The organism is Mesorhizobium zhangyense (genome assembly GCF_011045115.1).
GTDB classification, from domain to species: domain Bacteria; phylum Pseudomonadota; class Alphaproteobacteria; order Rhizobiales; family Rhizobiaceae; genus Mesorhizobium_M; species Mesorhizobium_M zhangyense.
This window is the reverse complement of the sequence record NZ_JAAKZG010000025.1, coordinates 1-25890: the sequence shown is the minus strand read 5'-3', so window position 1 is coordinate 25890 and position 25890 is coordinate 1. Positions and strand designations below refer to the sequence as shown.

General features: G+C 63.2%; 29 protein-coding genes. 14 read left to right on the top strand and 15 right to left on the bottom strand.

Annotation, left to right across the window (positions count from 1 at the left end; translation table 11 throughout):
- Nucleotides 1-48 precede the first annotated feature (48 nt).
- A complete protein-coding gene (locus tag G6N74_RS29005; RefSeq protein ID WP_165121474.1) occupies nt 49-1287 on the bottom strand; it encodes a DNA recombination protein RmuC in 1239 nt (412 codons plus the stop codon).
- 103 nt (nt 1288-1390) lie between these two features.
- Here G6N74_RS29005 and def point away from each other — a divergent pair, with 103 nt between their 5' ends.
- The 5 genes from def to truA are packed head-to-tail and all read left to right on the top strand — an operon-like array spanning nt 1391 to nt 4352.
- Complete coding sequence (def, locus tag G6N74_RS29000) at nt 1391-1921, top strand: peptide deformylase (protein ID WP_165121473.1); 531 nt, start codon at nt 1391-1393, stop codon at nt 1919-1921.
- A gap of 48 nt (nt 1922-1969) precedes the next feature.
- A complete protein-coding gene (locus tag G6N74_RS28995) occupies nt 1970-2164 on the top strand; it encodes a hypothetical protein (protein ID WP_165121472.1) in 195 nt (64 codons plus the stop codon).
- Between the two features lie 2 nt (nt 2165-2166).
- Nucleotides 2167-3102: a methionyl-tRNA formyltransferase gene (gene fmt / locus G6N74_RS28990; RefSeq protein WP_165121471.1), complete on the top strand. Its 936-nt coding sequence runs from the start codon at nt 2167-2169 to the stop codon at nt 3100-3102.
- Nucleotides 3099-3599, top strand: a complete 501-nt coding sequence (locus G6N74_RS28985; protein WP_165121470.1) for a GNAT family N-acetyltransferase — start codon at nt 3099-3101, stop codon at nt 3597-3599. Before fmt ends, G6N74_RS28985 begins: the two co-directional genes overlap by 4 nt.
- Before the next feature lie 9 nt (nt 3600-3608).
- Entirely contained in the window at nt 3609-4352 is a 744-nt protein-coding gene (gene truA / locus G6N74_RS28980; protein ID WP_165121469.1) for a tRNA pseudouridine(38-40) synthase TruA, read from the top strand.
- On the opposite strand, the gene G6N74_RS28975 is transcribed toward truA, so the two are convergent.
- Nucleotides 4346-4942, bottom strand: coding sequence for a transporter (locus G6N74_RS28975; protein ID WP_165121468.1), 597 nt, complete (start codon nt 4940-4942; stop codon nt 4346-4348). The genes truA and G6N74_RS28975 overlap by 7 nt on opposite strands.
- 4 nt (nt 4943-4946) lie before the next feature.
- Nucleotides 4947-6140 carry a succinyl-diaminopimelate desuccinylase gene (gene dapE / locus G6N74_RS28970; RefSeq protein ID WP_165121467.1) on the bottom strand — a complete coding sequence of 398 codons (1194 nt, stop codon included), beginning with the start codon at nt 6138-6140 and terminating at the stop codon, nt 4947-4949.
- A gap of 116 nt (nt 6141-6256) precedes the next feature.
- On the opposite strand from dapE, the gene G6N74_RS28965 reads away from it, so the two are divergent.
- A complete protein-coding gene (locus G6N74_RS28965) occupies nt 6257-7279 on the top strand; it encodes a 2-dehydropantoate 2-reductase (protein WP_165121466.1) in 1023 nt (340 codons plus the stop codon).
- 84 nt (nt 7280-7363) lie between these two features.
- The gene (locus G6N74_RS28960; RefSeq protein ID WP_165121465.1) at nt 7364-8086 is read left to right on the top strand and encodes an HAD family hydrolase; all 723 of its coding nucleotides are present in this window, start codon (nt 7364-7366) and stop codon (nt 8084-8086) included.
- Here G6N74_RS28960 and G6N74_RS28955 read toward each other — a convergent pair whose 3' ends face one another.
- Genes G6N74_RS28955 through dapD form a run of 3 tightly spaced genes read right to left on the bottom strand, consistent with a single transcriptional unit; the run spans nt 8087 to nt 10064 of the window.
- Nucleotides 8087-8800: a hypothetical protein gene (locus tag G6N74_RS28955; protein WP_165121464.1), complete on the bottom strand. Its 714-nt coding sequence runs from the start codon at nt 8798-8800 to the stop codon at nt 8087-8089. It abuts the gene before it with no gap.
- A 33-nt stretch (nt 8801-8833) separates the two neighbouring features.
- Nucleotides 8834-9196, bottom strand: coding sequence for a DUF805 domain-containing protein (locus tag G6N74_RS28950; RefSeq protein WP_165121463.1), 363 nt, complete (start codon nt 9194-9196; stop codon nt 8834-8836).
- 13 nt (nt 9197-9209) lie between these two features.
- Nucleotides 9210-10064, bottom strand: a complete 855-nt coding sequence (gene dapD / locus G6N74_RS28945) for a 2,3,4,5-tetrahydropyridine-2,6-dicarboxylate N-succinyltransferase (protein ID WP_165121462.1) — start codon at nt 10062-10064, stop codon at nt 9210-9212.
- Between the two features lie 147 nt (nt 10065-10211).
- On the opposite strand from dapD, the gene G6N74_RS28940 reads away from it, so the two are divergent.
- The 3 genes from G6N74_RS28940 to G6N74_RS28930 all read left to right on the top strand — a co-directional run bounded on the left by G6N74_RS28940 (nt 10212) and on the right by G6N74_RS28930 (nt 12800).
- Nucleotides 10212-11051, top strand: a complete 840-nt coding sequence (locus G6N74_RS28940) for an LOG family protein (protein ID WP_205826912.1) — start codon at nt 10212-10214, stop codon at nt 11049-11051.
- A 306-nt stretch (nt 11052-11357) separates the two neighbouring features.
- Nucleotides 11358-11777, top strand: a complete 420-nt coding sequence (locus G6N74_RS28935; RefSeq protein ID WP_165121461.1) for a hypothetical protein — start codon at nt 11358-11360, stop codon at nt 11775-11777.
- A gap of 60 nt (nt 11778-11837) precedes the next feature.
- Nucleotides 11838-12800: a DUF1775 domain-containing protein gene (locus tag G6N74_RS28930; RefSeq protein ID WP_165121460.1), complete on the top strand. Its 963-nt coding sequence runs from the start codon at nt 11838-11840 to the stop codon at nt 12798-12800.
- A gap of 9 nt (nt 12801-12809) precedes the next feature.
- On the opposite strand, the gene G6N74_RS28925 is transcribed toward G6N74_RS28930, so the two are convergent.
- Nucleotides 12810-13694: a DUF817 domain-containing protein gene (locus G6N74_RS28925; protein ID WP_165121459.1), complete on the bottom strand. Its 885-nt coding sequence runs from the start codon at nt 13692-13694 to the stop codon at nt 12810-12812.
- A gap of 72 nt (nt 13695-13766) precedes the next feature.
- Entirely contained in the window at nt 13767-14477 is a 711-nt protein-coding gene (locus G6N74_RS28920) for a pyrimidine 5'-nucleotidase (RefSeq protein WP_165121458.1), read from the bottom strand.
- 161 nt (nt 14478-14638) lie between these two features.
- Here G6N74_RS28920 and G6N74_RS28915 point away from each other — a divergent pair, with 161 nt between their 5' ends.
- Nucleotides 14639-15400, top strand: coding sequence for a GGDEF domain-containing protein (locus tag G6N74_RS28915; protein ID WP_165121457.1), 762 nt, complete (start codon nt 14639-14641; stop codon nt 15398-15400).
- A gap of 77 nt (nt 15401-15477) precedes the next feature.
- Here G6N74_RS28915 and G6N74_RS28910 read toward each other — a convergent pair whose 3' ends face one another.
- The 6 genes from G6N74_RS28910 to G6N74_RS28885 form a co-directional block, all read right to left on the bottom strand.
- Nucleotides 15478-16362, bottom strand: a complete 885-nt coding sequence (locus tag G6N74_RS28910) for an energy transducer TonB family protein (protein ID WP_165121456.1) — start codon at nt 16360-16362, stop codon at nt 15478-15480.
- The gene (gene exbD / locus G6N74_RS28905) at nt 16359-16808 is read right to left on the bottom strand and encodes a TonB system transport protein ExbD (RefSeq protein WP_165121455.1); all 450 of its coding nucleotides are present in this window, start codon (nt 16806-16808) and stop codon (nt 16359-16361) included. Before exbD ends, G6N74_RS28910 begins: the two co-directional genes overlap by 4 nt.
- Nucleotides 16809-16822: 14 nt before the next feature.
- Nucleotides 16823-17851 (bottom strand): tonB-system energizer ExbB, encoded by a 1029-nt coding sequence (exbB, locus tag G6N74_RS28900; protein ID WP_376767767.1) that lies wholly within the window; start codon nt 17849-17851, stop codon nt 16823-16825.
- Between the two features lie 225 nt (nt 17852-18076).
- Nucleotides 18077-19792, bottom strand: a complete 1716-nt coding sequence (locus G6N74_RS28895) for an ABC transporter ATP-binding protein (protein ID WP_165121453.1) — start codon at nt 19790-19792, stop codon at nt 18077-18079.
- Between the two features lie 65 nt (nt 19793-19857).
- Nucleotides 19858-20958: a siderophore-interacting protein gene (locus tag G6N74_RS28890; protein WP_165121452.1), complete on the bottom strand. Its 1101-nt coding sequence runs from the start codon at nt 20956-20958 to the stop codon at nt 19858-19860.
- A gap of 244 nt (nt 20959-21202) precedes the next feature.
- The gene (locus G6N74_RS28885; RefSeq protein ID WP_165121451.1) at nt 21203-21847 is read right to left on the bottom strand and encodes a hypothetical protein; all 645 of its coding nucleotides are present in this window, start codon (nt 21845-21847) and stop codon (nt 21203-21205) included.
- Here G6N74_RS28885 and G6N74_RS28880 point away from each other — a divergent pair.
- A complete protein-coding gene (locus G6N74_RS28880; RefSeq protein ID WP_165121450.1) occupies nt 21842-22144 on the top strand; it encodes a helix-turn-helix domain-containing protein in 303 nt (100 codons plus the stop codon). The two genes, G6N74_RS28885 and G6N74_RS28880, sit on opposite strands and share 6 nt — an antisense overlap.
- 110 nt (nt 22145-22254) lie before the next feature.
- Nucleotides 22255-22917: a DedA family protein gene (locus G6N74_RS28875; protein ID WP_165121449.1), complete on the top strand. Its 663-nt coding sequence runs from the start codon at nt 22255-22257 to the stop codon at nt 22915-22917.
- A gap of 4 nt (nt 22918-22921) precedes the next feature.
- On the opposite strand, the gene G6N74_RS28870 is transcribed toward G6N74_RS28875, so the two are convergent.
- A complete protein-coding gene (locus G6N74_RS28870) occupies nt 22922-23275 on the bottom strand; it encodes a DUF423 domain-containing protein (RefSeq protein WP_165121448.1) in 354 nt (117 codons plus the stop codon).
- Between the two features lie 203 nt (nt 23276-23478).
- Between G6N74_RS28870 and G6N74_RS28865 the strand changes: the two genes are divergently transcribed.
- On the top strand, nt 23479-25794 hold the full coding sequence (locus G6N74_RS28865) for a Tex family protein (protein ID WP_165121447.1): 2316 nt from the start codon (nt 23479-23481) through the stop codon (nt 25792-25794).
- Nucleotides 25795-25890 lie beyond the last annotated feature (96 nt).

The following is a 25890-nucleotide window of genomic DNA, read 5'->3' as shown; positions in this document are numbered from 1 at the left end:
TGTTTCTTGCATGTCACTGCCGTCTTCAACAGCTCTACGTCAAAAAATTCATTCCCGCTCTTCAACGACGCGCAGCCGCAGCTGCCCGGTCTTGGATTCGGCGGTGCGTGCGGGCAGCGGAGGCGGTGCTGCGGGTGTTTCGTCGGCATGGCCGTCGCCGAACTCCAGCGCCTCGATCTTCTGGCCGCGTCGGGTGACCTTGTTCGACGAAACGAGAATATCGTCGATGTCCCTCGCCGTCTGGCCGAAATGGACCTGAAGCTTGCGCACGCGCTCGTCCAGGCGCGAAACGTCCTCCATCAGGCGGATGACCTCACCCTGGATGAGATGGGCCTGCTCACGCATGCGCGCATCCTTCAGAATCGCCTGGATGACCTGGATCGACAGCATCAAAAGCGAAGGCGAGACGATGACGACGCGGGCGCGATGCGCGCGGTGGACCAGCGCCTCGAAATTCTCATGGATTTCGCTGAACACCGATTCCGACGGCACGAACATGAAGGCCGTGTCCTGCGTTTCGCCGTTGATCAGGTATTTTTCCGAAATATCCCTGATGTGGATTTCAACGTCGCGACGGAAGGCCTGTGCCGCAAGCTTGCTCGCCTCAGTGCCTTCCGCGGCACGAATGGCGTTCCACGCTTCCAGCGGGAACTTCGCATCGATGACCAGTGACGGCGAGCCGTTCGGCATCTTCACCAGGCAGTCCGGCCGGTTGCCGTTGGAAAGCGTGGCCTGGAATTCGTAAGCGCCGTGCGGCAGGCCGTCAGCGACGATCGCTTCCATGCGCGACTGGCCAAAGGCACCGCGCGTCTGCTTGTTGGACAGGATCGCCTGCAATTGCACCACCTGCCCGGCGAGCGACTGGATGTTGCCCTGCGCGGTATCGATGACGGCCAGCCGCTCCTGCAGCTTGGCGAGGCTTTCATGCGTCGACTTGGTCTGTTCGGTCATGGTCTGGCCGAGCCGACCGGTCATGGCGTCGAGGCGCTGACTGAGCGACTGGGTGAGTTCGGCCTGCCGCGAGCCGAACACTTCGGCCATTGCGCCCATGCGCCCCTGCATCTCGGCCTGCGATTGCAGGATCGCGGTCATCCGAGCATCTGCCTCGCCGGCGCGGTTAGCTGCTTCAAGAGCTGCCTCAGCCCGTGCTTTTGCCGAGCGCCAGAGCGCTGCGACAAGCACAAGAAACAGTGCCAGCAACAACGCTCCGCCAAAGGCAAGCAACTGGCCGAGCGTGAACACGCTGGCGCCAAGACGCAGTATCGGCTCGGATAGCAGGTCTGTCATTGCCGCAGGATACGCGATTCGTTTGTAGAAACCAGATCAAAACGAGAACATCATGAAAGGCAAACAGTTGACGCTTTTCTTGCGACGTCTTAGGTGAGGCGACATGACGATAAAGCCGCTGATCATCCTTCCCGATCCCCTGTTGCGCCAGCTTTCCAAGCCGCTGGAGCGCGTCGACGACCCGTTGCGCAAGCTGGCCGACGATATGCTGGAAACGATGTACGACGCGCCGGGCATCGGACTGGCCGCGATCCAGATCGGCGAGCCGCTGCGCATGCTGGTGATCGATCTCGCCAAGGAAGACGAGAAGCCGGCGCCGCAAGTGTTCATCAACCCGGAAGTCCTCGAAAGCTCTGAGGAGCGCTCCGTCTATGAGGAAGGCTGCCTTTCGATCCCCGATTACTATGCTGAGGTCGAGCGTCCGGCTTCGGTGCGGGTGAAATTCCTCGACCGCGACGGCAAGGAACAGGAAATCACCGCCGATGGGCTGCTGGCCACCTGCCTGCAGCACGAGATCGACCATCTCAACGGCGTGCTCTTCATCGACCACATCTCCAAGCTCAAGCGCGACATGGTGGTGAAGAAGTTCAAGAAACTCGCCAAGGACCGCCCGCCGAGCCGCATGGTGGGGTGAGGGGCGAAGCTATTTTGGGCGGCGGTCCTGTGAACGTGAACCCAAAGGGTGCTCGAAGTGGCTGACTTATTGATAGAGAACATCGATGACGATCTCGTTCGCGCGATCGAGAGAAACGCGCGCATGCGCGGCACCACAGTCGATGAAGAGGCTATCCGATTGATCGAACTTGGTCTGGCCAACGTTGCTCAGGCCGAAGGGAACCTGTCGCATCCGCACACATCTCCCGGCTTGCAAAGCTGACGATGCCCCTTCGTGTCATCTTCATGGGAACGCCGGACTTTTCCGTGCCCACACTTCGCGCCATCGCTGAAGCTGGGCACGAGATCGTCTGCGTCTACACGCAGCCGCCGCGTCCGGCGGGCCGGCGCGGATTGGAACTGACGCCGTCGCCGGTGCAGCGCGAGGCGGAAAGGCTGGGCGTGGAGGTGCGCTCGCCGGTGTCGCTGAAGGGCGAGGCCGAGCAGGCTGCGTTCAGGGCGCTGAATGCCGATGTCGCCGTCGTCGTCGCCTACGGGCTGCTTTTGCCGAAGCCGATCCTCGAGGGGACGAGGCTCGGCTGCTACAATGGCCACGCCTCGCTTCTGCCGCGCTGGCGCGGCGCTGCACCCATCCAGCGCGCCATCATGGCGGGCGATGCAGAGACCGGCATGATGGTCATGAAGATGGATGTCGGCCTCGACACGGGGCCGGTGGCGATGACCGAACGCGTGACGATCGGCCCGGGTATGACGGCGGGCGAACTGCATGATCGGTTGATGGGTGTCGGTGCTGAATTGATGGTCGCGGCGCTGGGCAGGCTGGAACAGGGCAAGCTGCCGCTCACCCCGCAGGCCGAAGATGGCGTCGTCTACGCGAAAAAGATCGACAAGGCCGAAACGCGCATCGACTGGGGTCAGCCGGCGCGTGATGTGCACAATGGCATTCGCGGCCTGTCGCCCTTTCCGGGCGCGTGGTGCGAGATGGAAACCGGCGGCAAGGTCGAGCGGCTGAAGCTGTTGCGCTCGACGCTGGCGGATGGCTCAGGCGCGCCGGGCGAAGTCCTGGATGACCGACTGGCCATTGCCTGCGGAGGCGGTGCCGTGCGACTGCTGGAGGTGCAGCGCGCGGGCGGCAAGGCGGTCAGCGTGGACGAGTTCCTGCGCGGCGCAAAACTTGGCAAGGGCGGGAGGCTCCTATGAACGATTTTACGATCAGGCCGGCTGAAGAACGCGACCGCGCGGGTATCCACGAGGTCGAGGAGCGCGCCTTCGGCCAGGCGGGCGAGGCGATGCTGGTCGATCGGCTGGTGGCCGATGGCGACGTGGTGCTGGAACTGGTTGCCGAAAAGGAAGGCCGCATCGTCGGTCACGTCTTTTTCTCCCGGCTGATGGTGGAAGAAAACGGCAAGGATTTTGCCGCCGTGGCGCTGGCACCGCTTGCCGTCGATCCCGACCTGCACGGCCAGGGCATCGGCGGCGCGCTGGTTCGCGAAGCACATGAACGGCTGAAGTTGGCCGGCGAAAAGCTTTCGATCGTGCTTGGCGATCCGGATTACTACGGCCGGTTCGGTTATCACCGCTCCAACGCCGAGAAATTCGAAAGCGACTATCAGTGCTATGCGTTGCAGTCGCTTGCCTGGAGCGACGCTCCATCGACCGGCAGGCTGGTCTATGCGCCTGCCTTCCGCGCCTTGTAAGCGAAGGCCATGCCGCGCTACCGCCTCGACATCGAATATGATGGCACCGCCTATGCCGGCTGGCAGCGACAGGACGGGCCGGCCACCGTGCAAGGCGCGATCGAGCAGGCGATCAAGGGGTTTTGCGGCGAAGAGGTGACGCTGCGCGGTGCGGGCCGCACCGACGCCGGCGTTCATGCGACCGGGCAGGTCGGCCATGTCGATCTCGCCAAGGCATGGCGCGACGACACGGTGCGCGATGCGATCAACGCGCATCTGCAAATGGCGGGTGCGGCGGTGGCGATTCTGGCGGCATCCACCGTGCCCGACGATTTCGATGCGCGTTTTTCGGCGACGGGCCGGCAGTATCTCTACCGCATCCTGAACCGCCGTGCGCCGGCAGCGCTTGAGCGCAACCGGGTCTGGGTGGTGCAGAAGAAGATCGACGCCGATGCCATGCATGAGGCAGCTCAGGTGCTGGTCGGGCGGCACGATTTCACGACGTTTCGCTCGCTGCAGTGCCAGGCATCAAGCCCGCTGCGCACGCTGGAACGCTTCGATGTCGTGCGCAAGGGCGACGAGATCGAGATCCACGCGGCTGCGCGTTCCTTCCTGCACAATCAGGTACGGTCGATGGTCGGCACCATCAAGCGGGTCGGCGAGGGCGCGTGGACGGCTGCCGACGTGAAGGCCGCACTCGAGGCGAAGGATCGCGCCGCCTGCGGTTCGGTGGCACCGCCCTATGGGCTATATCTGACCAAGGTCGATTACTGAGGAAACGAAATTCCGAGCAGCGATTGCAGTGCGATGAGCACGACCACCGATGCGACGAACATGCCGGCGAAGACAGCGCTGCCGACAGCCGGTCCCTTGGCGATGATGGCATTGGTTAGCCGCCAGGTCAGCACCATCGAAAGCGCGAAGACGGCAAAGGACGCCGCGACGACCGGCTGCGAGTCCGATACCGTGAACAGCCGCAGCAGTGCCGCCGGCAGCACCAGCCAGGACAGGATCACCGAGGCCCAATTGGTGGCCACCACGTAATGCACGAAGCGGTCGCGAATGCCGGCCATCGGCGCGATGAAGGCGAGTGCTACCAGCGGCAGAACCCAGGCGCCCAGATCGACCGCAGCCAGACGCAGGAAAAAGGAAAACCGGCTCGACGACGCCATGGGATCGGCGCCGAGCTCGCTTGCGGTGCCGGCCCAGCCGACGAAAAGCGGCGGCAGCGCAATGACGATGGCGAAGAACGAGTTCCAGAAGCCGTCGGCCGAAAGGTCGAGCAGGGCGACGCCGTCGCGCTTGCCCATCATCAGCCGCCAGGCACCGGCCAGATATCGCTGGATGTCGTCACCGGGCGGCATCGCGTCAGCCCCGTTCGAACCAGTCTTGAATGAACCTGCCATATATCTCGGTCAGGGTTTCGAGATCGGCAAGCGGTACGCGCTCGTCCACCATATGCATGGTCTTGCCGACAAGGCCGAACTCGACGACCGGGCAGTAATCCTTGATGAAGCGCGCATCGGAGGTTCCGCCGGACGCGGAAAGCGTCGGCTTGGCTCCGGTCACGGCATGAACCGAACCGCTCAGCGTTTCGATCAGCTTGTCGTCGCGCGTCAGGAAGACGTGGCTTGGCCGGTCGCGCCAGGTGATGTCGAACTCGATCGGCTCCTTGCGCCCCTTGCGGTATTTCTTGCGGCCGCTGGCGACATCGAGCCGGTTGTGGATTTCGGCCTGCAGCGTCTCGGCCGTCCATGTGTCGTTGAAACGGATGTTGAACGCCGCCGTGGCCTTCGCTGCAATGACATTGGCGGCGGGGTTGCCGACGTCGATCGAGGTTATTTCGAGATTGGTCGGCTGGAAATCCTTGGTGCCTTTGTCGAAGGCCGGATTGGTCAGCGCATCGACCAGCGTCATCAGCCCGCGCACCGGATTGTCGGCAAGATGCGGATAGGCGACATGGCCCTGGCGTCCATTCACGGTGACGATGCCGGAGATCGAGCCGCGCCGGCCGATCTTGATCATGTCGCCGAGCTTGTCGGGGTTGGTCGGCTCACCGACGATCGCCGCGTCCCACTGCTCGCCCTTGCCGGCGGCCCAGTCGAGTAGCTTGATCGTGCCGTTGATCGCCGGACCTTCCTCGTCGCCGGTGATCAGCAGCGACACCGAGCCCTTGGGATTGCCGTGCTTCTCGACATGGCGGGCAAGGGCTGCAACGAAGCAGGCTATGCCGCCCTTCATGTCGACCGCGCCGCGCCCATACATCTCGCCATTGTGGATATCGGCGGAGAACGGTGGATGCATCCAGGCGGCCTCGTCGCCGACTGGCACGACGTCGGTATGGCCGGCAAACATCAGATGCGGGCCATTGCCGGAAAGCCGGGCGTAGAGGTTTTCGATGTCGGGCGTGCCGTCCTCGGAAAATGTCGGCCGCTCGACCGTAAAGCCGAGCGGCTTCAGCATGGTTTCGAGCGCACTCAGCGCACCGCCCTCAGCGGGCGTCACTGACGGACAGCGGATCAAGGCGGCAAGGTTTTCAGCGGGATTCTTTGGCAGCATCATGACGAGAGGGATAGTCGAAAGTTCCGGGGCTGTCACCGTCCGAGTGCCGGGCGCAGACAAGTGCCGACATTATGGTTTTCGCGCCGTATAGTCTTTGGCTCAACGGGGATTTTTCGATGGCCTCAAAGCGTGCTTCCATCGTCATTGCCGGTGCCGGCAGCATTGGTTGCCATGCCGGCGCCTGTCTGGCGTTAAGTGGGCGCAAGGTCACGCTGCTGGCGCGATCGCGAATCGTTTCGGCAATACAGGACGGTGGCCTGCGCGTCACCGATCTCGACGGGCTGGACAGGCTTCTCGCGGCCGATGGTTTTAGTGTCACGGCCGATCCGAAGGCGGCGCTGGCCGGCGCCGATGTCGTGCTGGTGACGGTGAAAAGCGGGGCGACCGACGAGATGGCCGGGTTGATCGCGGCCCATGCGCCCGAAACGGCGGTGGTGGTGAGCCTGCAGAACGGCGTCGACAATGCCGGCAGGCTGCGAAGCTTGCTCACGGGACACAAGGTACTGGCCGGCATGGTGCCTTTCAACGTGGTCCAGTCGGACGAGAACGAAAGGCCCATCCGCTTTCACCGCGCAACCTCCGGAACGGTGCTGATCGAGCCGGGTGCTGCCGGCCTGGCCGACTTGCTGAATGTCGAAGGCTTCGCCGTCGCCGGGCATGACGACATCAAGGCCGTGCAATGGGGCAAGCTGCTGCTGAACCTGATCAACGCGCTCGTCGCTTTATCGGATCTTCCGGTCGCGGCCTTGCTTGCCGACCGGCGCTGGCGGTTGCTGCTGGCGGCGCAGATGGAGGAGGGCCTCGCGGCGATGCGCGCCGCCGGCATAAAGCCGGGGCGCATCGCCGGCCCGCCCCCGGCGCTGATGCCCAGGCTGCTGCGGCTGCCGAACTGGCTGTTCCTGCGGCTGGCGCGGCGGATGCTGGCGATAGACCCGACCGCGCGCTCCTCCATGTGGGAAGACCTGACGCGAGGACGGCCGACCGAGATCGATCACCTGCAAGGCAAGGTGCTGGCGCTGGCGCGCAACACCGGAACGCCTGCGCCGGTCAATGCGCGGGTGGCCGATCTCATTCGCGACGCGGAAGCAAAAAAGGCCGGCTCGCCGGGGCTGTCGCCGGAAGTCGTTTCCGGCGGGTAGGGCTTTGCGCCTTCATGCCGGCTGCAGGGCGTTGCATGGCGACTGCCACTGGCGCCGGGGCGACGGCAAACATATGTTGCGCCGATGACGATTCTGCCATCCAAACAACCGCTGACCACAATCGGTTTCGATGCCGACGACACTCTGTGGCAGAACGAACAGTTCTTTCGCACGACCGAGCAGCATTTCGCTTCGCTTCTGGCCGAGCATGCCGAGGGGCATGACATCCATGCAAGGCTTCTCGAGGCGGAAAAGCGCAACCTCGCCCTCTACGGTTTCGGCATAAAGGGCTTTACGCTGTCGATGATCGAAACGGCCGTGGAGATCAGCGAGGGCCGGGTGCCGGCCAGCGTCATCCGCGAGATCCTGGCCGCCGGCCGGGACATGCTGAGCCATCCGGTCGAGACCTTGCCCAATGTGCGCGAGACGCTGGAGGAACTGGCGGGAACCTATCGCCTGATCCTGATCACCAAGGGCGATCTGTTCGATCAGGAGCGCAAGCTGGCGCAGTCGGGGCTTGGCGAATTGTTCGATGCCGTCGAGATCGTCAGCGACAAGACCGCCTCGACCTATGAGCGCATTTTCAGCCGCCATGGCGACGGGCCGGACCGTGCGATGATGATCGGCAATTCGCTGAAATCCGATGTCGTTCCGGCGATCGAGGCCGGAAGCTGGGGCGTTTATGTCCCGCACGACCTGACCTGGGTACTGGAACATGTCGACGAGCCGACCGATGCGCCGCGGTTCCGGCGGCTGGAGCACCTTGGAGAGCTCGCAGGGCTAATCGACGACCTGAAAGCCTGCTGATTAGCCGGCTTTTGTCCTGCCCGTTTCCTCGATCATCGTGATCTTCTGCCAGATTTTTCGCGACAGGTTCGAGCCCAGCCCCTCGATGTCGTTGACGGCATCTACAACCACGTCGTCATTGACCGACTGCGCAAACAGTGCTGCCAGCTTGCCGGTGATCGACAGCATTTCCGAGCAGTAGTCGAGATAGCGGGCGAGATCGGCCTTGTTGGTGATGCGCGCCGGCGAGTTTGCCGTCGGCTTGAAATTGGCCGACAACACGACCGGGTCCTTGGTCAACTGGTGCATGTCGATGACATGGATCAGCGAGCGCAGGCCATGCAGGGCACGAAAGACGCGCTTGCGCTTGATACGCTCCTCCGCGCGCACGAGCGCCAGGAAGCCGAGGGCTGCGAGAATGAGCGTGTTGAGCGACGCCTCGATGCCTTGCACGAAATCGAATGCGCCGGTCGAGATGCGGTCGAAGGACAGGAAGGTTCCGACGAACAGGAAGACCGAGCCGCCGGCGAGGATGGCAAGGCCGATCAGCGCCCGCAGCCACCAGATCGGCGCTTCGAGCGCCTTGGCGGTAGCGGTCAGGTCACGCGACAGCGAAACGAGTTCGGCGGCGACTTTTCGCAGCCCCGAATCCGGGAAACGCTCGGCGACACGCAGTTCCAGCGCCTCTGCCGTGGCGATGATCTTGGCCGGATCGAGCGTGCGGTAGCCAGTCATGCGCTGTGCCCGATGGATGAATGCAGATTGGCTCTAATTCGCCGAGTCGGTGCGTTGTCCATAGCGGTTTGCTCCAGCGGTTCCCGGCGGAATGCAAAGGAGAATGAAGGCGATGATGTCTCCGATGGGGAAGAGCAGGCTCCACCAGCCGGATCGATCGATATCATGCAGCCGCTTCACGGCGAGCGCCATATGGGAAACGATCAGCACGGCGAACATCGCAACGAACACGCTGGCCCAGTGGCTTATCACCGCTTCGTCCCCCTCCGCCGCGACCATGCGATAGACCGGATAGAGCCTGATCACATAGAGAAGCAGCCCGGCAAGCGCGAAGGCCTGCCGGCTGATTCGGCCGGAAAAGCCGAAGAAGACCCAGAGAAACTGCTGGCGGCCCACCCTTATACCCCGCTCAATCGCGCAACAGCTCGTTGATCGAGGTTTTGGAACGGGTCTGGGCGTCGACGCGCTTGACGATGACGGCGCAGTAGAGGCCCGGTCCCGGCTCTCCGTTCGGGAACGGCTTGCCCGGCAGCGAGCCGGCGACGACGACGGAATTGGCCGGCACTTCGCCATAAGTGATCTCGCCGGTGGCGCGGTCGACGATCTTGGTCGACTTGCCGATGAAGACGCCCATGCCGAGCACCGAGCCTTCGCGCACGATGCAGCCTTCGACGACCTCGGAGCGCGCGCCGATGAAACAGTTGTCCTCGATGATCGTCGGGCCTGCCTGCATGGGTTCCAGCACACCGCCGATGCCGACGCCGCCCGAAAGATGCACGTTCTTGCCGATCTGCGCGCAGGAACCGACCGAGGCCCAGGTGTCGACCATGGTGCCGGAATCGACATAGGCGCCGAGATTGACGAAGGACGGCATCAGGATGGCGTTCGGCGCGATATAGGCCGAGCGGCGAACGACGCAGTTGGGCACGGCGCGGAAGCCGGCCTTCTCGAAATCGATCGCGCCCCAGCCGGAGAACTTCGACGGAACCTTGTCCCACCAGACCGAATCGGCCGGGCCGCCCTTGACGACCTCCATCGGATTAAGGCGGAAGGATAAAAGCACCGCCTTTTTCAGCCATTGATTGACTTTCCATGCGCCGTCATCCTGACGCTCGGCAACACGGGCAGCACCCCGGTCGAGAAGATCCAGTGCGCTCTCGATCGCCTCGCGCACTTCGCCGCGCGTGGCGGTGGTGATCGCCTCGCGTTCCTCGAACGCCTTTTCGATTGTCGCTTCGAGGCTGGCAAGGTCGGTTTTCGGCATGAAAGGCTCCGTGATACGTGCTGTTAAGGCGCAGGCCGTTAGACTGTTTTTAAGGTCGCGCGGACCCTATGTCAGGGCTTACAAAGGGTCAATCATCGCATTGTCGCGGGGGTCGCTCCTTAAGCAGGAATTGGACGGAAAAAGCATATGAATCCTATGGAAAAGGCGGGATGGACACCGCTTCCGCATTCAGACGAGGATCTGGAGCGGTCAAAGGCGGTTCCCGATACGCCGCAGACGCGCGCCGCGACCTATCGTCTTGCCTGGAACGACGAGGAGTTCATGACGCGCCGCGAGCTTCGCGCCGTGCGCCTGCAGCTCGAACTGCTCAAGCCGGAAATGATCCTGGCCGAACGCGGCATCCGCTCGACGGTGATCCTGTTTGGCGGCGCGCGCATTCCCGAGCCGGGCGGCGAGGCCTGGGCTGCCAAGGACGAGACGCAGAAGAAGAATCTCGAAAAGAACAGCAAATATTACGATGAAGCGCGCAAATTCGCGCAGATATGTTCGCGCCATTCGGAGGCATCCCATTACCGCGAATATGTCGTGGTGACCGGCGGCGGGCCGGGCGTCATGGAAGCCGGCAACCGTGGCGCGGCCGACGTCGGCGCACCGTCGATCGGCCTCAACATCGTGCTGCCGCATGAGCAGGCGCCCAACATCTACGTCACGCCGGAGCTGTGCTTCAACTTCCACTATTTTGCCATCCGCAAGATGCATTTCGTCATGCGCGCCAAGGCAGTGGCGGTGTTCCCCGGCGGCTTCGGCACCATGGACGAATTCTTCGAGACGCTGACGCTGATCCAGACCGGCCGCATGGAGCGTGTGCCGATCATCCTGTTCGGCAAGGAGTTCTGGTCGCGCGCCATCGATCTCGATTACCTCGCCGAGCAGGGCACGATCTCGCCCGGCGACCAGGACATCATCGACTTCGTTGATACCGCCGACGAGGCGTGGGAGATTATCGCCGAGTTTTACAAGCTGTAGGGGCGTTGTCGGTCTGAGGGGACTGACCGGAGCCACCCCCACCCCTAACCCCTCCCCACAAGGGGGAGGGGGACGATTTCATCGCCTTTGCCACCAGAAACGTTGAAGATTGGGCTGGGCGAGCATCCAGCAAAGTTCCCCTCCCCCTTGTGGGGAGGGGTTAGGGGTGGGGGTAGTTCAAACGCTAATACCTACCCGGCAAGAGGGCAATTTCAGCCAAGCGCAGCCTCCCGAAACTGGCCGCGCGGCGATGCCGCATCGCGAAACGCTGGAAAGCGCCTGCCCGTTCGGCTAGAGATTTTCGTCATGGGATTGAAGCAAGCATCGACGGGATGGTTTGCCGCGCTTCGGCGCGACCGCCGGCTGTTTGCGCTTGCCGCGACGCTGGTGCTGATCGCGCATGTGTTCCAGCCGCTCGCCGAGGCGAGGGCTGCCAATACCGCTAACGCCTGGATCATCTGCACCACCTTCGGAATGCAGGCGGCGACGCCCGACGGCAAGCAGTTGCCGCCGCCTGGTGCTGCCGACGACTGCCCGACCTGCATCGGCGGGCCATGCGCCGGCATGGCCGCACCGCTCAAGATCGAGCCGTCCTTTGAGGCGGCGTTTCCGGCGCTGGTCGAAAATCGCGGCCAGTTGTTTGCTTCGGTCGAAGCGAAAATTCCGCCGGACCGGCTGAATGAGCCGCCGCCGGCAATCCGCGCGCCGCCATCCATCCTCCCCTGAAACAAGCCTGCTTCCGCAGAATGCGGGAGAAACTGTTTTTGGACGCGAGAGGAAAACCCAATGCGCCGACTTATCTTGCCATTTGCCGCAGCCTGCGCGCTGACGGCCGCTTCGATCATCACCGCCCACGCTCATGCGTCGCTCGAAAAGAGCGAGGCCGCGCCCGGTTCCTACAAGGCCGTGCTGAAAATCCCGCATGGCTGCGACGGGCAGGCCACCACCACCGTGCGCATCGACATCCCGGAAGGTTTTATAGACGCCAAGCCCATGCCGAAGGCGAACTGGACGCTCGCCACCGAGAAGGGTGATTTCGCCAAGACCTACAAGCTTCACGGCCAGGAGGTGAAATCCGGCGTCAAATCCGTGACCTGGAGCGGCGGTTTCCTGCCGGATGAGTATTACGACGAGTTCGTCGTCAGCGGCACGCTGGCCGGCGTCGAGGAAGGGCAGACGCTGTTCTTCAAGGCCAAGCAGACCTGCGACAAGGGCCAGGTGACCTGGGACCAGGAGCCGGCCGAGGGGCAGGACCCGCATTCGCTCGAACATCCGGCTCCGTCTGTGACCATCCTGGCCGCGGAGAGCGGGCATGGCGGCCATGCCGGTCATGATATGGCGGCTCCCGTCAAGGCCGGCGATCTGGAGATCGACGGCGCATGGGCGCGCGCCATGCTGCCCGGCCAGCCGACCGGCGGCGCCTATCTGACAGTCGTCAACAAGGGTGCTGCCGCCGACAAGCTCATCGGCGCTTCCTCGCCGGCTGCCGGTAAGGTCGAAATCCACACCATGTCGATGAATGACAATGTCATGGTGATGCGCCCGGTCGAGGGCGGGCTGGAGATTCCGGCAGGCAGCAGCGTTGAGCTGAAGCAGGGCGGCGAGCATCTGATGTTCATGGCCGTCAAGGAGCCCTTCAAGGAAGGCGCTTCGGTTCCCGTCACGCTGGAATTCGAGAAGGCCGGCAAGGTCGAGGTGACGCTGCCGGTCAAGGCCGCATCCGGCGGTGGAGACCACTCCGACCACTAACTTTGCGCGCTACTCGGCGGCCGCTGGTTTCAGGGCGGTCGCCGATACGTCGTAACGTTGTGGCCTGTGAACCAGCGTCACCAGCACGAACGAGATGATCATCAGGAGATACCAGGCGCCGAGCTTCTGGATGGACACAGGCGTCCAAGCCTCATGCTGGCCGGGATAAATCCAGGCGCGCGACCAGGTGCCGATATTTTCGGCGAACCAGATGAACAGCGCCACCAGCAGGAAGCCGAGCAGCAGCGGCATGCGATGGCGGAAGCGGAAGACGCGGTAATGCACCGTCGTGCGCAGATAGAGCAGCGCAGTGATGGCAAACAGCGCATATCGCATGTCGACGATGAAATGATGGGCGAAGAAATTGGCGTAGATCGCCGCGGCCAGCAGCGCGGTTGCCCATAGTGGCGGGTAGTTGCTGTAGCGCATGTCGAAAATGCGCGAGACGCGCGCCAGATAGGAGCCGACAGCGGCATACATGAAGCCGGAAAACAGCGGCACGCCGCCGAGCCGGAAGAAGCTTTCCTCCGGATAGATCCATGAGCCGGCCGAGGTCTTGAAGATTTCCATCAGCGTGCCGACGATGTGGAAGATCAGGATGACCTTGGCTTCGGCGACCGTCTCGAGCCTGAAGACCAACATCGAAAGCTGGATCGCAAGCGCTGCCAGAAACAGGAAATCGTAACGTGCGAGCGCAACACCGTCGGGCCAGTACAGCTTCGTTGCGATGATCAGCGCCAGCATCGCGCCGCCGAACAGGCAGGCCCAGGCCTGCTTCAATCCAAAGACGAGAAACTCGACCAGCCCGCCGTAAAGGCCGCTGGCCGGCAGCCGGTCGAGCACGGCATGGGCGCCGGCGTCGATGCGGGATTCCAGCGATGTGAAGCGCTTCAAGTGAAATGCAGCGATCGAGCCATTCGATTCGTCCCCGTTCTGACGCTCAGAAACAGGGCCAATATGGCTGAATCAGGGTTGCCCCGGATTGACGATCGTCCACAGGAAGGCGGCGAGATCGTCGGTGACGAAATCGACCGAATCGTCGAAGGCCGGGTCGCGCTCCCAGATTTCGGAGAAAGTCGGCTCGAAATTGTTGGGCACGATCAGCACGGTCTTCATGCCCAGCGCCTTGGGCACGATCAGGTTGCGGGCGAGGTCTTCGAACATCACCGCGTTCGGCCCGGCGATGTGGTGCAGCGCCAGAAACCGGTCATAGGTTTCCGGCGCGGGCTTGGGCGTCAGGCCGGCTGCGACGATGTCGAATATGTCATCGAAATGGTCGAGTATGCCGAGTTCGCGCGCCGTGCGTTCGGCATGGCCGCGATCGCCATTGGTGAAGATGAACTTGCGGCCGGGCAGCGCCTTGATCGCTTCGCCAAGTGCCGGGTCCGGCTTCAGCCAGGAATAATCGATGTCGTGGACCTTGTTGAGAAAGTCGTCGGAATCGATCTGGTGGCGTTCCATCAGGCCCTTAAGCGTCGTGCCATATTCGAGATAGAGCTCCTTCTGCAGCTTGCGAGCCTCTTCGCGCGGCAATTGCAGCAGCTCCGACACATAGGCGGTCATCTTCACGTCGATCTGCGAAAACAGGTTGGTGTGATGCGGATAGAGCGTGTTGTCGAGGTCGAACACCCAATCGGTGACATGGGCAAAGAAAGCGGGCTCGGGAGACTGTGTCATGAATGGCCTTATGGCACGGTTCCGCCCGATTGTGCCGGGGCTCGGGACAAAAATTTGTGAGCCAGGAAGATCCCATTGCGCAATAGTTCAAATTTTATCCAAGCCTGAAACGAGACCTTCAACGCTTCCTGCCAAACGAGGCCCGTCACCGGGGGAACGCGATGAAGAGCCTAATTCTCAGATCAGCAATTGTTGCCGTCTCCGCCGCCATTGCTTCCGTCCTCATCGTGCTTGCAGTCGTTCCCGCTCTGGGCGGCGTGATCGACGGAAATGCCTGGATGATGTGCATCCTGTGCCCGCTGGCGACGGCCTGGCCGGCCAGCGCCTACACCTTCTGGCAGAGCGATCGTCTCAAGCTGGCGCACCGCGAACTTGCAAGAACCCACGCCCAGCTTGCCGCCGCGCATCGGCGTCTCGAGGAAAAGGCAAGCCGCGACGACATGACCGGCATGCTCAACCGCGAAAGCTTCTTTGCCACGCTCGACGCCACGCGGCGCCAGTCCGACCGGGGCGCGCTGCTGATCATCGATGCCGACCATTTCAAGAAGATCAATGACAGCTTCGGCCATCTCACGGGAGACGACGCGCTGATGGAAATCGCCGCGGCGATCACGCGTGGCGTGCGTTCGGGCGATATTGTAGGCCGCATCGGCGGCGAGGAATTCGGCGCCTTCCTGATCGGGGCCAGCGACAAGGAGGCTGCCTGTGTCGCGGAGCGGATCCGGCGCGAGGTAGAGCTTACGCGTTTCCGTCCCGTCGACGAGCGGACGATTCCGCTGACCGTCAGCATCGGCGGAACGCTCTTTCCGGCCAATGCCAATGTCTCGGAACTGATGCGCGTGGCCGACCGCCGCCTCTATGAGGCGAAGAACCGCGGCCGCAACCTGGCGATCGTCGAGCAGGATTTGCCGAAGGCGGCTTGAGAACGAGTTAGTGCCGGCTGCGGCCGACATGAAAGTCTCACGCATTCCAGTAAACGGCGTAGAGGGCCGCAAGCGGCCTATCTGGTCTTGAATTGCACCGGGAGCGAAAACGGTTTTTTCGCGAAAGACGGTTCGGGCGGGACAGGAGCTCCAGAACAGCGCCCTACAAGGTCGACTGTAGCCTGATCGAGTTCGCTACTACCCGACGATCGAGCAATCCTGGCCGAATTGACGTTGCCGTTGACGTCGATCCTGAACGTCAGCCACACGGTGCCGCTTTCCTTGGTAGAGCTTCTACGCGCGCACCTAGCGACCCATGCTTGAACCTTCGACGACCATTTCGCCGGACTGACGCTTGGGGCCGTGGAGGCCTGTTTCTGCACCACGCGTCTTTCGGCGGGCTTGGTCTCCTTCTCGGCGACGTCGGCCTGTCTCTTCGGCGTGGGCTTGTCCTTCTTGACCACTTCCTTTTTCTTCTCGACCGGCTTCTTTGGTTCTTCGCGGACCACAGGGCGAGGCTGCGGCAAGGGGATCGCCACTTCCGGGGTAATCGCCTCTACGACCTCCGGCTCGATTTCCTCAACAGGTTCGGCCTCGGTTACCGTTTCCGGCTCAGGCGTTTCAATGGGCTCCACCTCATCGGGCTGGACAGGCTCTTCGACCGGCGTTTCGGCCATTTCCTCCTGCTGCTCGTCAACCGGTTCGATCGTCTGGTTGGGCGCTTCCGCGACCAAATTCTCCGGCTCGACTTCTTCCGGAACAGCCATAGGCAGCGGCGCAAGCTCGATCATCATTGCCGGCTCGGCCGCTTCGGCGCTGAGCTCCGGCGGTCGGGTCGACAGATAATAGGCCACGGAGGCGTGGGTGGTCAGCACCACCAGCCCGGCTGCGGCCCACAGGCTGACTTCGCGCAGGCTGGGCAGCGCCGGAAAGGCGATATGCGTGTCGGCCCGCGCCGTCATTGTGCTGCCGCCGGTGCCTCGCCGGCCGGCAGCGTCTCCAGGCCGACCAAAGCGATCTTGAGGTAGCCGCTGTTGCGCAGGAGGTTCATCACCTCCATCAGCTCGCCATAGCCGACGACCTTGTCGGCGCGCAGGAAGATGCGGGTTTCCTTGTCGCCCTTCGTCAACCGGTCGAGCGTCGGCCCGAAGACGGGGCGCGCTACGATTTCATTGCCGACGGCGAGGCTGAGATCGTCCTTCAGCGTCAGGAACAGCGGTTCCTCCGGGCGGGGCACAGGCGTTGCCGTCGAGCCGGGCAGGTCGACATTGATGTCGACGGTGGCAAGCGGTGCGGCCACCATGAAGATGATCAGGAGGACGAGCATCACATCGATGAAGGGCGTGACGTTGATCTCGTGGTTTTCCTCGAGATCGTCGCCAAAACTCTCGCGGATTTTTCCGGCCATGGTCTCAGCCTTTCCTACGCCGCGGCCCGTACAGGCACATGGCGGAAATCGAGATCGCGGCTGACCAGCCGTTCGACACCCGCCGACGCGTCGGCCAGCACCTGCCGGTAGCCGGTGATCGAGCGGGCAAAGACGTTGTAGATGACGACCGCCGGGATAGCGGCGACCAGCCCGAGCGCGGTCGCGAGCAGCGCTTCGGCAATGCCGGGCGCGACGACGGCGAGGTTGGTGGTCTGCGATTCACTGATGCCGATGAAGGCGTTCATGATGCCCCAGACGGTGCCGAACAGCCCAACGAAGGGCGCCGTCGAGCCGATGGTGGCGAGCACGCCGGTGCCGCGCGACATGCGCCGGCCGGCCTGCGCCTCGATCCGCGACAGGCGCGAGGAGACGCGCTCTTTCAGCCCGTCGCCCTTGGCGTGGTCGATGGCTGCGGATGACATTTCCACTTCCTGCTCGGCAGCGCGCAAGAGCAGCGCGCCGGCGCCGCCGCGACCGTTCATCTGGCGGCTCGCGTCAGCCAGGCTGCGGGCGCCGACGATGGTGGCGACAGCACGGCGCGCGCGCATGACGGCGCCTGCCAGTTCCAGCGACTTTGCCAGCCACACGGTCCAGGTGATGAGCGAGGCGAAAGCCAGGCCGATCATCACCGCCTTGACCACGATATCGGCCGCCATGAACATGCCCCAGGGCGAAAGGTCATGCGGCAGGTTCAGTTCAACTGCCGACGGTTCCGCCGCCGGTGCGGCAACGATCGGAGCGCCGGGAGTTTCCGTCGGCGCGTTAGCGGAAGGCTGGCCCGCCGGCGCTGCCTGTGGCTGCACAGAGGCATCCGGAGTTGCACTTGGTGCTGCGGGCGAGGTGGCCGGAGGAGTGGCCTGCATGGAGGGTGCCTGTGCCGCTGGCTCGGTTGCGGGCGCTGGCGTTGCCGGCTGGGCCGATGGTGCTGGATTGACCGGTTCCTGCTGGGCGAGGCCGGCAGCGGGCAGGCACACGGCCGCGGAGGAGAGGATGGCGGCGGCAAAAATCAGACGTCTCAACACAAGCTTTTCCTGTCGATCAGGGTTTTGTTCCTGCGGTGCTTAGCTGCGTAGGGAGGATTTGAAACGTCTGTGCCGACGATGGATCAAATCCTGATGCCGCGTATCACCTTTCGGCCCATGCTCTAATGCGCCTTGCCCCAGACGACAAGAAAATTCTGGATAAAACCAGTCATATTTATGAGAACTTTACGCAAACAGCGTTGGAAAACCCTGCTTGCTGAAGGCTCAGTTTCCGTGCTGGGCCTTGTGCAGGCGGCTATAGAGGCCGCGCTTTGCCACCAGCTCCTCATGGGCGCCTTGTTCTGCAATGCCGGTATCGTCGACCACGACGATGCGGTCGGCATTGCGGATGGTCGCCAGCCGGTGTGCGATAACCAGCGTCGTGCGCCCTTGCGAAAGCTCCGACAGCGATTGCTGGATTTCGCGTTCGGTCTGGGTGTCGAGCGCCGACGTCGCCTCGTCGAGGATCAGGATCGGCGGGTTCTTCAGGAACATGCGGGCAATCGCCAGCCGCTGCTTCTGGCCGCCGGAAAGCTTTACGCCGCGTTCGCCGATGATCGTGTCGAAGCCCAGCGGCATGGCATCGATCATCTCGCCGAGGCGCGCGCGCCGCGCCGCTTCGATGATATCGCTTTCGCTGGCATCGAGGCGGCCATAGGCGATGTTCTCGCGGATAGTACCGCCGAACAGGAACACGTCCTGCTGGACGATGCCGATCTGGCCGCGAAGGGACGCCAGCGTCATCGAGCGTATGTCGATGCCGTCGATGGTGATCATCCCGCCATCGACCTCATAAAAGCGCGGCAGCAGCGAACAGATGGTGGTCTTGCCCGCACCGGAAGGGCCGACGAAGGCGACGGTCTTGCCGGCCTCGATCGTCAGGTCGATGCCCTTCAGAATGGGCCGCTCGCCGGTGTAGCCGAAGGTGACGCCCTGATAGCGTATCTCGCCCGTCAGTTGGGGTGCGACGATGGCGTCCGGTGCGTCGGCAATGTCGGGCTCGGTGTCGAGCAAGGCGGTGTAGCGCTGGAAGCCGGCGATGCCCTTCGGATAGGTCTCGATCACCGAGTTGATCTTGTCGATCGGGCGGAAGAACACGTTGACCAGGAGCAGGAAGCCGACGAAGCCGCCATTGCTGAGTTCGCCGGTCAGCACCAGATAGCTGCCGGCGATCATGACGACGAGCTGGATCAGCCGCATGCTCATGTAGCTGAGCGAGGTCGAGGCTGCCATGATCTTGTAGGCGTCGAGCTTGGTGCGGCGGTAGTTGGCATTGTCGCGCGCAAACAGGCTGCGCTCATGGTCCTCGTTGGCGAAGGCCTGGACGACGCGCATGCCGCCGACATTCTCCTCGATGCGGACGTTGAAATCGCCGACGCGGCCGTAAAGCGCCTGCCAGTTGCGCGTCATGCGGGCGCCGTAGCGGCTCGTCACCCAGGCGACCACCGGCACAATCGCCGCCGTGATCAGCGCAAGCTTCGCATTGACGGTGAACATCAGCGCGAAAGCGCCGAAGAAGGTCATGATGGCGATGAACAGGTCTTCCGGCCCGTGATGGGCGACCTCGCCGATCTCTTCCAGATCCTTGGTGACGCGGGCGACCAGATGGCCGGTCTTGTGGTTGTCGTAGAAGCGGAAGGAGAGCTTTTGCAGATGGTCGAAGCTCTTGCGGCGCATCTCCGTTTCGATGTTGATACCGAGCATGTGGCCCCAATAGACCACCACCGCCATCAGGCCGGTGTTGACGAAATAGATCGCCAGTAGTGCCGCCGAGGCGGCGATGATCCACGTCCATTCCTGCGATGGCAGAAGCTCGTCGACGAAGAGCTTCACCGCCATCGGAAAGCCGAGTTCCAGCAGGCCCGAAAGCACCGCGCAGCAGAAGTCGAGGATGAACAGCCCCTTATAGGGCTTGTAGTAGGAGAAAAATCGGCGAAGCATGATGCGGTTTCGGCAGTCCGGATTGGCTGGAATGTGGCTGCGTCCGTAAAGCGGCCGGACAGGCCTTATTCTTCATTCCTCGCATTGTCACCATCGAAACCGCGCCGCCAATAGGCCACGACGAGGTGATCTTCCCGGGCAAGCTTGCGCTCGGTGCGCAGATATTTGCGGATGGCGCGGAAGGCCTTGTGTTCGCAGCCGACCCAGGCGAAGGCGCGCTTGCCGTCCTCGGCGGCCGGCCATTTCAGGGAGCGGATGGCGTCTTCCAGCAGCGTGGTCGTGCCCGCTTCCGCACCGTTGCGGTGCAGCCAGCGCAGGTCGAGCTTCGCGGATGTGGGCAATGGCTGTTCTTCCGTCGCGTCGGCGATTTCGATCAGCGCGGTGACCCTGGCCGTCTCCGGCAACTGCTCGAGGATGCGGCCTATTGCCGGAAGTGCGGTCTCGTCGCCGGCAAGCAGATGCCAGTCGGCTTCCTCGATCCAGCCACCGCCCGGACCCGTCATGCCGACGATGTCGCCGGCAACGGCGTTGGCGGCAAAGGTCGCGCCGGGCGTGTCCGCGCCTTCATGAAGAACCATGTCGATCTCGACTTCGCCCTTCGCTGCATCGATAGAGCGGATTGTGTAAACGCGCGCCAGCGGACGCTCCATGCCTTTCGGCCAGCTCGGGCGGCCGTCCTCGCCGGTTACCGGCCATTGCGGCGTCTCGACGCCCTTGGGCGGAAACAGCAAACGAATATGCAGGCCGCCGGTCTCGAAACGGGCGAGATTTTCGCCGGCAAGCGTCACGCGGCGCATATGCGGGGTGAGGCTGCGCGCGCCGACGACGCGCATTTCGCGGAAATAGGGCAGGGGCGTACCGGCAAAGCTGTCGCCGGACCATATGATGCTGGGATTTTCGCCCGGTGCGAATTCCAGCAGGTGCTCGGCCAGCGACAGCTTCACATAGGCGAAGTTGACCTCGTCGTCGCCCTCGGCATGAAGCGTCAGCGCGTCGTCATGCGCTTCGAGTGCGGCGGAGCCGTAGAACGTGTCGATGCGCGCCTTGCGGTCGCTCAAGGAGACGTCGCCATGCTCGGCCATGTGGTCGCAAAGCCTTTTCATGACGTCGTCCGGCGCCGTCAGGAGGACGCGAGCTGTAGCCTTGAAGGTCGGTTCGTTGCGCATCCGGCAGGCTTTCATCTTGGCAAAATGGGAGGCGGTCGGCCCGAAGGCTGAGCAGCGGGCGAGTACTACGAAAACTTGTGTTGATAAGTCAAGTTTGATCGCGGTGCGCGCGGCCATCCCGGTGTGGTGGATTTCAGATCGACCCGTCGCCATGCGCTCGTACCTGGCCACTCGACCAAAGATTGCATCCCAAAAATGTTACCGCGCAGGAGTTTCATTCAACTAGCCTGATATGTATGAGGGATTAAGCACTTAGTCGAAACGACCCAGAGATTTTCAAATGCTCGCGCCTCTCCAGACGCCCGCCGAATCTCCGCTTTTCTACTCTGCCGAGTGTCTTGTCGCGATGGATCGGCTCCCGGATGGTCTTGCTTTGGCCGCACAGTGGCTTCTTGAAACCCATCTGGCTCTGCCTCGCGAGGTTCGCTATGTCGCGGATCTGCAACGATGGCTTCTCAGCCAGGTTGTGGTCGCCATGCATTATGAGCATCAGCTCAACCCGGAATCTCCGCCCGTTTCTCATAGCAATGTCGTTCGGACGCTGGCGGCAAACGGCATTGCGAGCCGGAACACGATCCATGCCTTTTTGATGGAGATGAAGCGCTACCAGTTCATCGCTCCCCTGCAGAGCCCGGACAAAAGACAGCAGACGATGCAGACGACGGAAATGACCGAACAACTCATCCGGCGTTATTTCGATATTCACCTGAGGGGTCTCGACATCATCGATGACGGACAACGCCATATTCAATTCCGCGAACATCCTGAGTTGTTGCAATATGCACAGCCGCGTTTCGCATGGCTTCTGCTTTCCGACGATGCCTGGTGCCAGCCGCCGGCCAGTATCGCAAAAATCGTCCGCTCCGATTCCGGAAGCAGCGTCGTGCATGATCTGATCTCCGGCATCCTCATGCCGTCTGCGGAGATGACGTCCCCGATCTGGATCGGAAAGGTGTCGCCCAACATGTTCGCCAAACGCTACGGCATTTCCAGAACCCATGTAGCCCGCATCTTTCGGCAGGCGCGGGAAGCCGGTCTCCTCGGCTGGGCCAAGAACAGCAACAGGGGGGACTGCTGGGTATCCCCTGAACTCGTCCGGGCTTACCGCTCCTGGCAGGCGGTCAAGCTTGCAGCGCTTTCGCAGGCCTTTCACTATGCCTGTCTCCAGATAGGCATTCGACGGTAGGTCGGCGACGGCGGTGCGTCCTATGGCGCCTTGACGCGGCGGGTGCACTTCCCGATTGTCTGCCGCGACCGCGGATCATCCTGGCTCGCGGAATGGCGAGTGGAGAAACAGTGCAGGAATTGGCGGCCGATCTCGGAACCTTCATCGAAGCCAATAAGGCCTGGGCCGGTGTCGTCATGGCGCTGGTCGCCTTCGGGGAATCGACCATCATCGTCGGCGTCCTCATCCCGGCGACGCCGTTCCTGCTGCTGGTCGGCGGCCTGATTGCCTCCGGCGTGATCGATCCCCTGCCGGTCCTGCTCGGTGCTTTTACCGGGGCGGTGGCCGGCGACTTCGTCGGCTACCTTCTGGGCCGCCGTTTCGGTCCCGGTCTCGTCTATCGCTGGCCGCTGTCCAACTATCGCGAAGGCATCGCCAGGGCGCGGCTGTTCTTTCGCCGTTATGGTTTTGCGGCGGTGTTTTTCGGCCGCTTCTTCGGACCGATCCGCTGCACCATTCCCGTGGTCGCCGGGATGATGGGCATGGACAGCCGGCGGTTTCAACTGGCCAACATGTTTTCAGCCGCCGTCTGGGCTCCGGTGATGATCGCGCCGGGCTTTCTTGCTGTTCACGGCCTGATGGAGGCCAATATCGGCACTATGTCGGAGACGGGCTGGCTCGGCCTTGCCATATTCATGACGGTCGGCGGCACGGTGGCGGCAATCGTCGGCGTAAAGCTTCTCGGGCGGCGGCCGAAGCGCCGCGCCAGACGCGGATTGGCGCGAGCCGAGTAGGCTTCTATTCAGCTCTGGACGGCAGCAAGGCCGAAGCGGCGATCAGAACCCAGCCGGCAATCAGCAGCGTCCCGCCGGCAGGTGCTGCAAACGGAAACAACCGGCCGCCGAGAAAATCGCGCGCCAGAAGATCGCCGGCAAACAGCACCAGCCCGACCAGAAGCACGATCGCGCTGATGCGCAGGAAGCGCCCGCCGCCAAGCAAGCCGATCGCCAGGAACACCGGCGCATGCGTTATCAGGAAGGACGACACCGTGCCGGTGAACGCGCCGCCGGCATGGGCAGCGGAAGCCGCGAGCGCCACGCCGGCCACGCCGCACAGGCCGCCGGCCCCGACTAGAAAGCGGTCTTTCTGCATGATCTTTCTCGCTTTCATCGCGTGAGAACAGGTGCGTTGCTTAAGCTATAGCGTGGCCCCGAGATGCTGGCACCTGCCGACGAGCGACCACGATGTCGCGGCGCTTTCCTGTGGAACGGCATTTTGACGGTGCTTTTGTGTGATTGGCTTTCGCCCGCGAACCGACCTATGGTCGCCGCCCCATTGCCGACAGTGAGAAAGACATGGCCGCAGACGTCAAGCGCATCGCCGCAATCATCGCCACGGAAGTCAACGCGCGGGCCGAACAGGTCGCGGCAGCCATCGGCCTGCTCGACGAGGGCGCGACCGTGCCGTTCATCGCGCGCTACCGCAAGGAGGTGACAGGCGGGCTCGACGATACGCAGCTGCGGCTTCTGGCCGAGCGGCTGATCTATGTCCGCGAGCTAGATGCGCGCCGCGACACGATCATCGAGTCGATCCGCAGCCAGGGCAAGCTGACCGAGGAACTGGAAACGGCGATCGCCGCCATCACCACCAAGGCCGAGCTTGAGGATATTTATCTCCCCTACAAGCCCAAGCGCCGCACCCGCGCCGAGATCGCCCGCGAGCGTGGGCTCGCGCCGCTGGCCGAAGCTATCCTCGCCGACCGTGCCGCCGTGCCGGCCGAACTGGCGGCGGCCTATCTCACCGACGAAGTGCCGGACGTGAAGACGGCGCTCGACGGCGCGCGCGATATCATCGCTGAAGGCTTTGCCGAAAACGCCGAGCTGCTCGGGCGCCTGCGCAATCATATGAAGGAGCGCGCCTTCCTCCGTGCGAAAGTAGTGGACGGCAAGCAGGAGGCGGGCGCAAAGTTTTCCGACTATTTCGAGCATGTCGAGCGCTGGGCGAATGTGCCGAGCCACCGCGCGCTCGCCATGCTGCGCGGCCGCAACGAGGATTTCCTGTCGCTCGACATCGAGGTCGATGCCGATGACACCTCGCCGGTGAAGCCGGTCGAGCGCATGATCGCCGACGCCTATGGCATCGGACGGGCAGGGGCGGGCGACCAGTGGCTGGCCGAGGTCGCAGGCTGGACCTGGCGGGTGAAATTGTCTCTATCGCTCTCGCTCGATTTGATGCGCGAGCTTCGCGAAAAATCCGAGGAGGAAGCGATCAGGGTCTTTGCCCGCAACCTCAAGGATCTGCTGCTCGCCGCACCCGCCGGCTCGCGCGCCACGATGGGCCTCGATCCGGGCATCCGCACCGGCGTCAAGGTCGCCATCATCGACCAGACCGGCAAGCTGCTCGACACCACGACCGTCTATCCCTTCCCGCCGCGCAACGATGTGCGCGGCACGCAGGCCGAACTGGCGCGGTTGATCTTGAAGCACAAGGTCGAACTGGTCGCCATCGGCAACGGCACCGGCAGCCGCGAAACCGAGCGCCTCGTCGCCGACATGCTGACGGACATGCCGTCGCCCAAGCCACTGAAGGTGATCGTCAGCGAGGCCGGCGCGTCTGTCTATTCGGCATCTGAAATGGCCGCCAACGAGTTCCCCAATCTCGATGTGTCGCTGCGCGGTGCGGTGTCGATCGCGCGGCGTCTGCAGGACCCACTGGCCGAACTGGTCAAGATTGAGCCGAAGTCCATCGGCGTGGGGCAATACCAGCACGACGTCGACCAGTATCGTCTCGGCCGTTCGCTGGAGGCCGTGGTCGAGGATGCGGTGAACGCCGTCGGCGTCGATCTCAACACGGCGTCCGCCGCCCTGCTGGCGCGCGTGTCGGGCGTTGGTTCCTCGCTTGCCGAAGCCATCATCGCCCATCGCGACGCGACGGGGCCGTTTGCCAGCCGCAAGGATCTGCTGAAGGTCAGCCGGCTTGGCCAGCGTACCTTCGAGCAATGCGCCGGCTTCCTGCGCATTCCGAACGGCGCCGAACCGCTCGACGCTTCGGCCGTCCACCCCGAAGCCTATGGCGTCGCCAAGAAGATCGTGGCGGCCTGCGGACGGGATTTGCGCACCCTGATGGGGGACAGCGCCGCCCTCAAGGCGCTCGACCCGCGCGTCTTCGTCGACGAGCGCTTCGGCCTGCCGACGGTGCGCGACATCATCGCCGAACTGGAAAAGCCGGGCCGCGACCCCAGACCGGAGTTCAAGACGGCGACTTTTGCCGACGGCATCGACGACATCAAGGACTTGAAGCCGGGCATGGTTCTGGAAGGCACCGTCACCAACGTCGCCGCCTTCGGCGCCTTCGTTGATATCGGAGTGCATCAAGATGGGCTGGTGCACCTGTCGCAGCTTGCCGACCGCTTCGTGAAGGACGCGCACGAGGTCGTGAAAGCCGGCGACGTGGTCAAGGTGCGCGTGGTCGATGTAGACATCAAGCGCAAGCGCATCGGCCTGACCATGCGCAAGCATGACGACGGCGCGGCGCGACCTGCAGCGCCGTCCCGCGATGATCGCTCGCCGCCGCGCGGCGGTGGAAAATCCTTCAGTAAGCCGGCTTCGTCCGACAAGGGTGAGCAGGGCGCTTTCGGCGCGGCTTTGGCCGAGGCGATGAAGCGGAAGTAGGCCGCCGGAAGCCTTCGCGTTGCGAAGTGTGTCTTTGCACTCGATGGCGAGCGATCGCCTTTGGAGCGACCCCCACCCCTAGCCCCTCCCCGCAAG

Excerpts from the sequence above, each read along its gene's own strand:
- G6N74_RS29005 (WP_165121474.1), bottom strand. The coding sequence starts at position 1,287 with ATGACAGACCTGCTATCCGAGCCGATACTGCGTCTTGGCGCCAGCGTG.
- def (WP_165121473.1), top strand. The coding sequence starts at position 1,391 with ATGACGATAAAGCCGCTGATCATCCTTCCCGATCCCCTGTTGCGCCAG.
- fmt (WP_165121471.1), top strand. The coding sequence starts at position 2,167 with ATGCCCCTTCGTGTCATCTTCATGGGAACGCCGGACTTTTCCGTGCCC.
- G6N74_RS28985 (WP_165121470.1), top strand. The coding sequence starts at position 3,099 with ATGAACGATTTTACGATCAGGCCGGCTGAAGAACGCGACCGCGCGGGT.
- truA (WP_165121469.1), top strand. The coding sequence starts at position 3,609 with ATGCCGCGCTACCGCCTCGACATCGAATATGATGGCACCGCCTATGCC.
- G6N74_RS28975 (WP_165121468.1), bottom strand. The coding sequence starts at position 4,942 with ATGCCGCCCGGTGACGACATCCAGCGATATCTGGCCGGTGCCTGGCGG.
- dapE (WP_165121467.1), bottom strand. The coding sequence starts at position 6,140 with ATGATGCTGCCAAAGAATCCCGCTGAAAACCTTGCCGCCTTGATCCGC.
- G6N74_RS28965 (WP_165121466.1), top strand. The coding sequence starts at position 6,257 with ATGGCCTCAAAGCGTGCTTCCATCGTCATTGCCGGTGCCGGCAGCATT.
- G6N74_RS28960 (WP_165121465.1), top strand. The coding sequence starts at position 7,364 with ATGACGATTCTGCCATCCAAACAACCGCTGACCACAATCGGTTTCGAT.
- G6N74_RS28955 (WP_165121464.1), bottom strand. The coding sequence starts at position 8,800 with ATGACTGGCTACCGCACGCTCGATCCGGCCAAGATCATCGCCACGGCA.
- dapD (WP_165121462.1), bottom strand. The coding sequence starts at position 10,064 with ATGCCGAAAACCGACCTTGCCAGCCTCGAAGCGACAATCGAAAAGGCG.
- G6N74_RS28940 (WP_205826912.1), top strand. The coding sequence starts at position 10,212 with ATGAATCCTATGGAAAAGGCGGGATGGACACCGCTTCCGCATTCAGAC.
- G6N74_RS28935 (WP_165121461.1), top strand. The coding sequence starts at position 11,358 with ATGGGATTGAAGCAAGCATCGACGGGATGGTTTGCCGCGCTTCGGCGC.
- G6N74_RS28930 (WP_165121460.1), top strand. The coding sequence starts at position 11,838 with ATGCGCCGACTTATCTTGCCATTTGCCGCAGCCTGCGCGCTGACGGCC.
- G6N74_RS28920 (WP_165121458.1), bottom strand. The coding sequence starts at position 14,477 with ATGACACAGTCTCCCGAGCCCGCTTTCTTTGCCCATGTCACCGATTGG.
- G6N74_RS28915 (WP_165121457.1), top strand. The coding sequence starts at position 14,639 with ATGAAGAGCCTAATTCTCAGATCAGCAATTGTTGCCGTCTCCGCCGCC.
- G6N74_RS28910 (WP_165121456.1), bottom strand. The coding sequence starts at position 16,362 with ATGACGGCGCGGGCCGACACGCATATCGCCTTTCCGGCGCTGCCCAGC.
- exbD (WP_165121455.1), bottom strand. The coding sequence starts at position 16,808 with ATGGCCGGAAAAATCCGCGAGAGTTTTGGCGACGATCTCGAGGAAAAC.
- G6N74_RS28895 (WP_165121453.1), bottom strand. The coding sequence starts at position 19,792 with ATGCTTCGCCGATTTTTCTCCTACTACAAGCCCTATAAGGGGCTGTTC.
- G6N74_RS28890 (WP_165121452.1), bottom strand. The coding sequence starts at position 20,958 with ATGCGCAACGAACCGACCTTCAAGGCTACAGCTCGCGTCCTCCTGACG.
- G6N74_RS28885 (WP_165121451.1), bottom strand. The coding sequence starts at position 21,847 with ATGCACGACGCTGCTTCCGGAATCGGAGCGGACGATTTTTGCGATACT.
- G6N74_RS28870 (WP_165121448.1), bottom strand. The coding sequence starts at position 23,275 with ATGCAGAAAGACCGCTTTCTAGTCGGGGCCGGCGGCCTGTGCGGCGTG.
- G6N74_RS28865 (WP_165121447.1), top strand. The coding sequence starts at position 23,479 with ATGGCCGCAGACGTCAAGCGCATCGCCGCAATCATCGCCACGGAAGTC.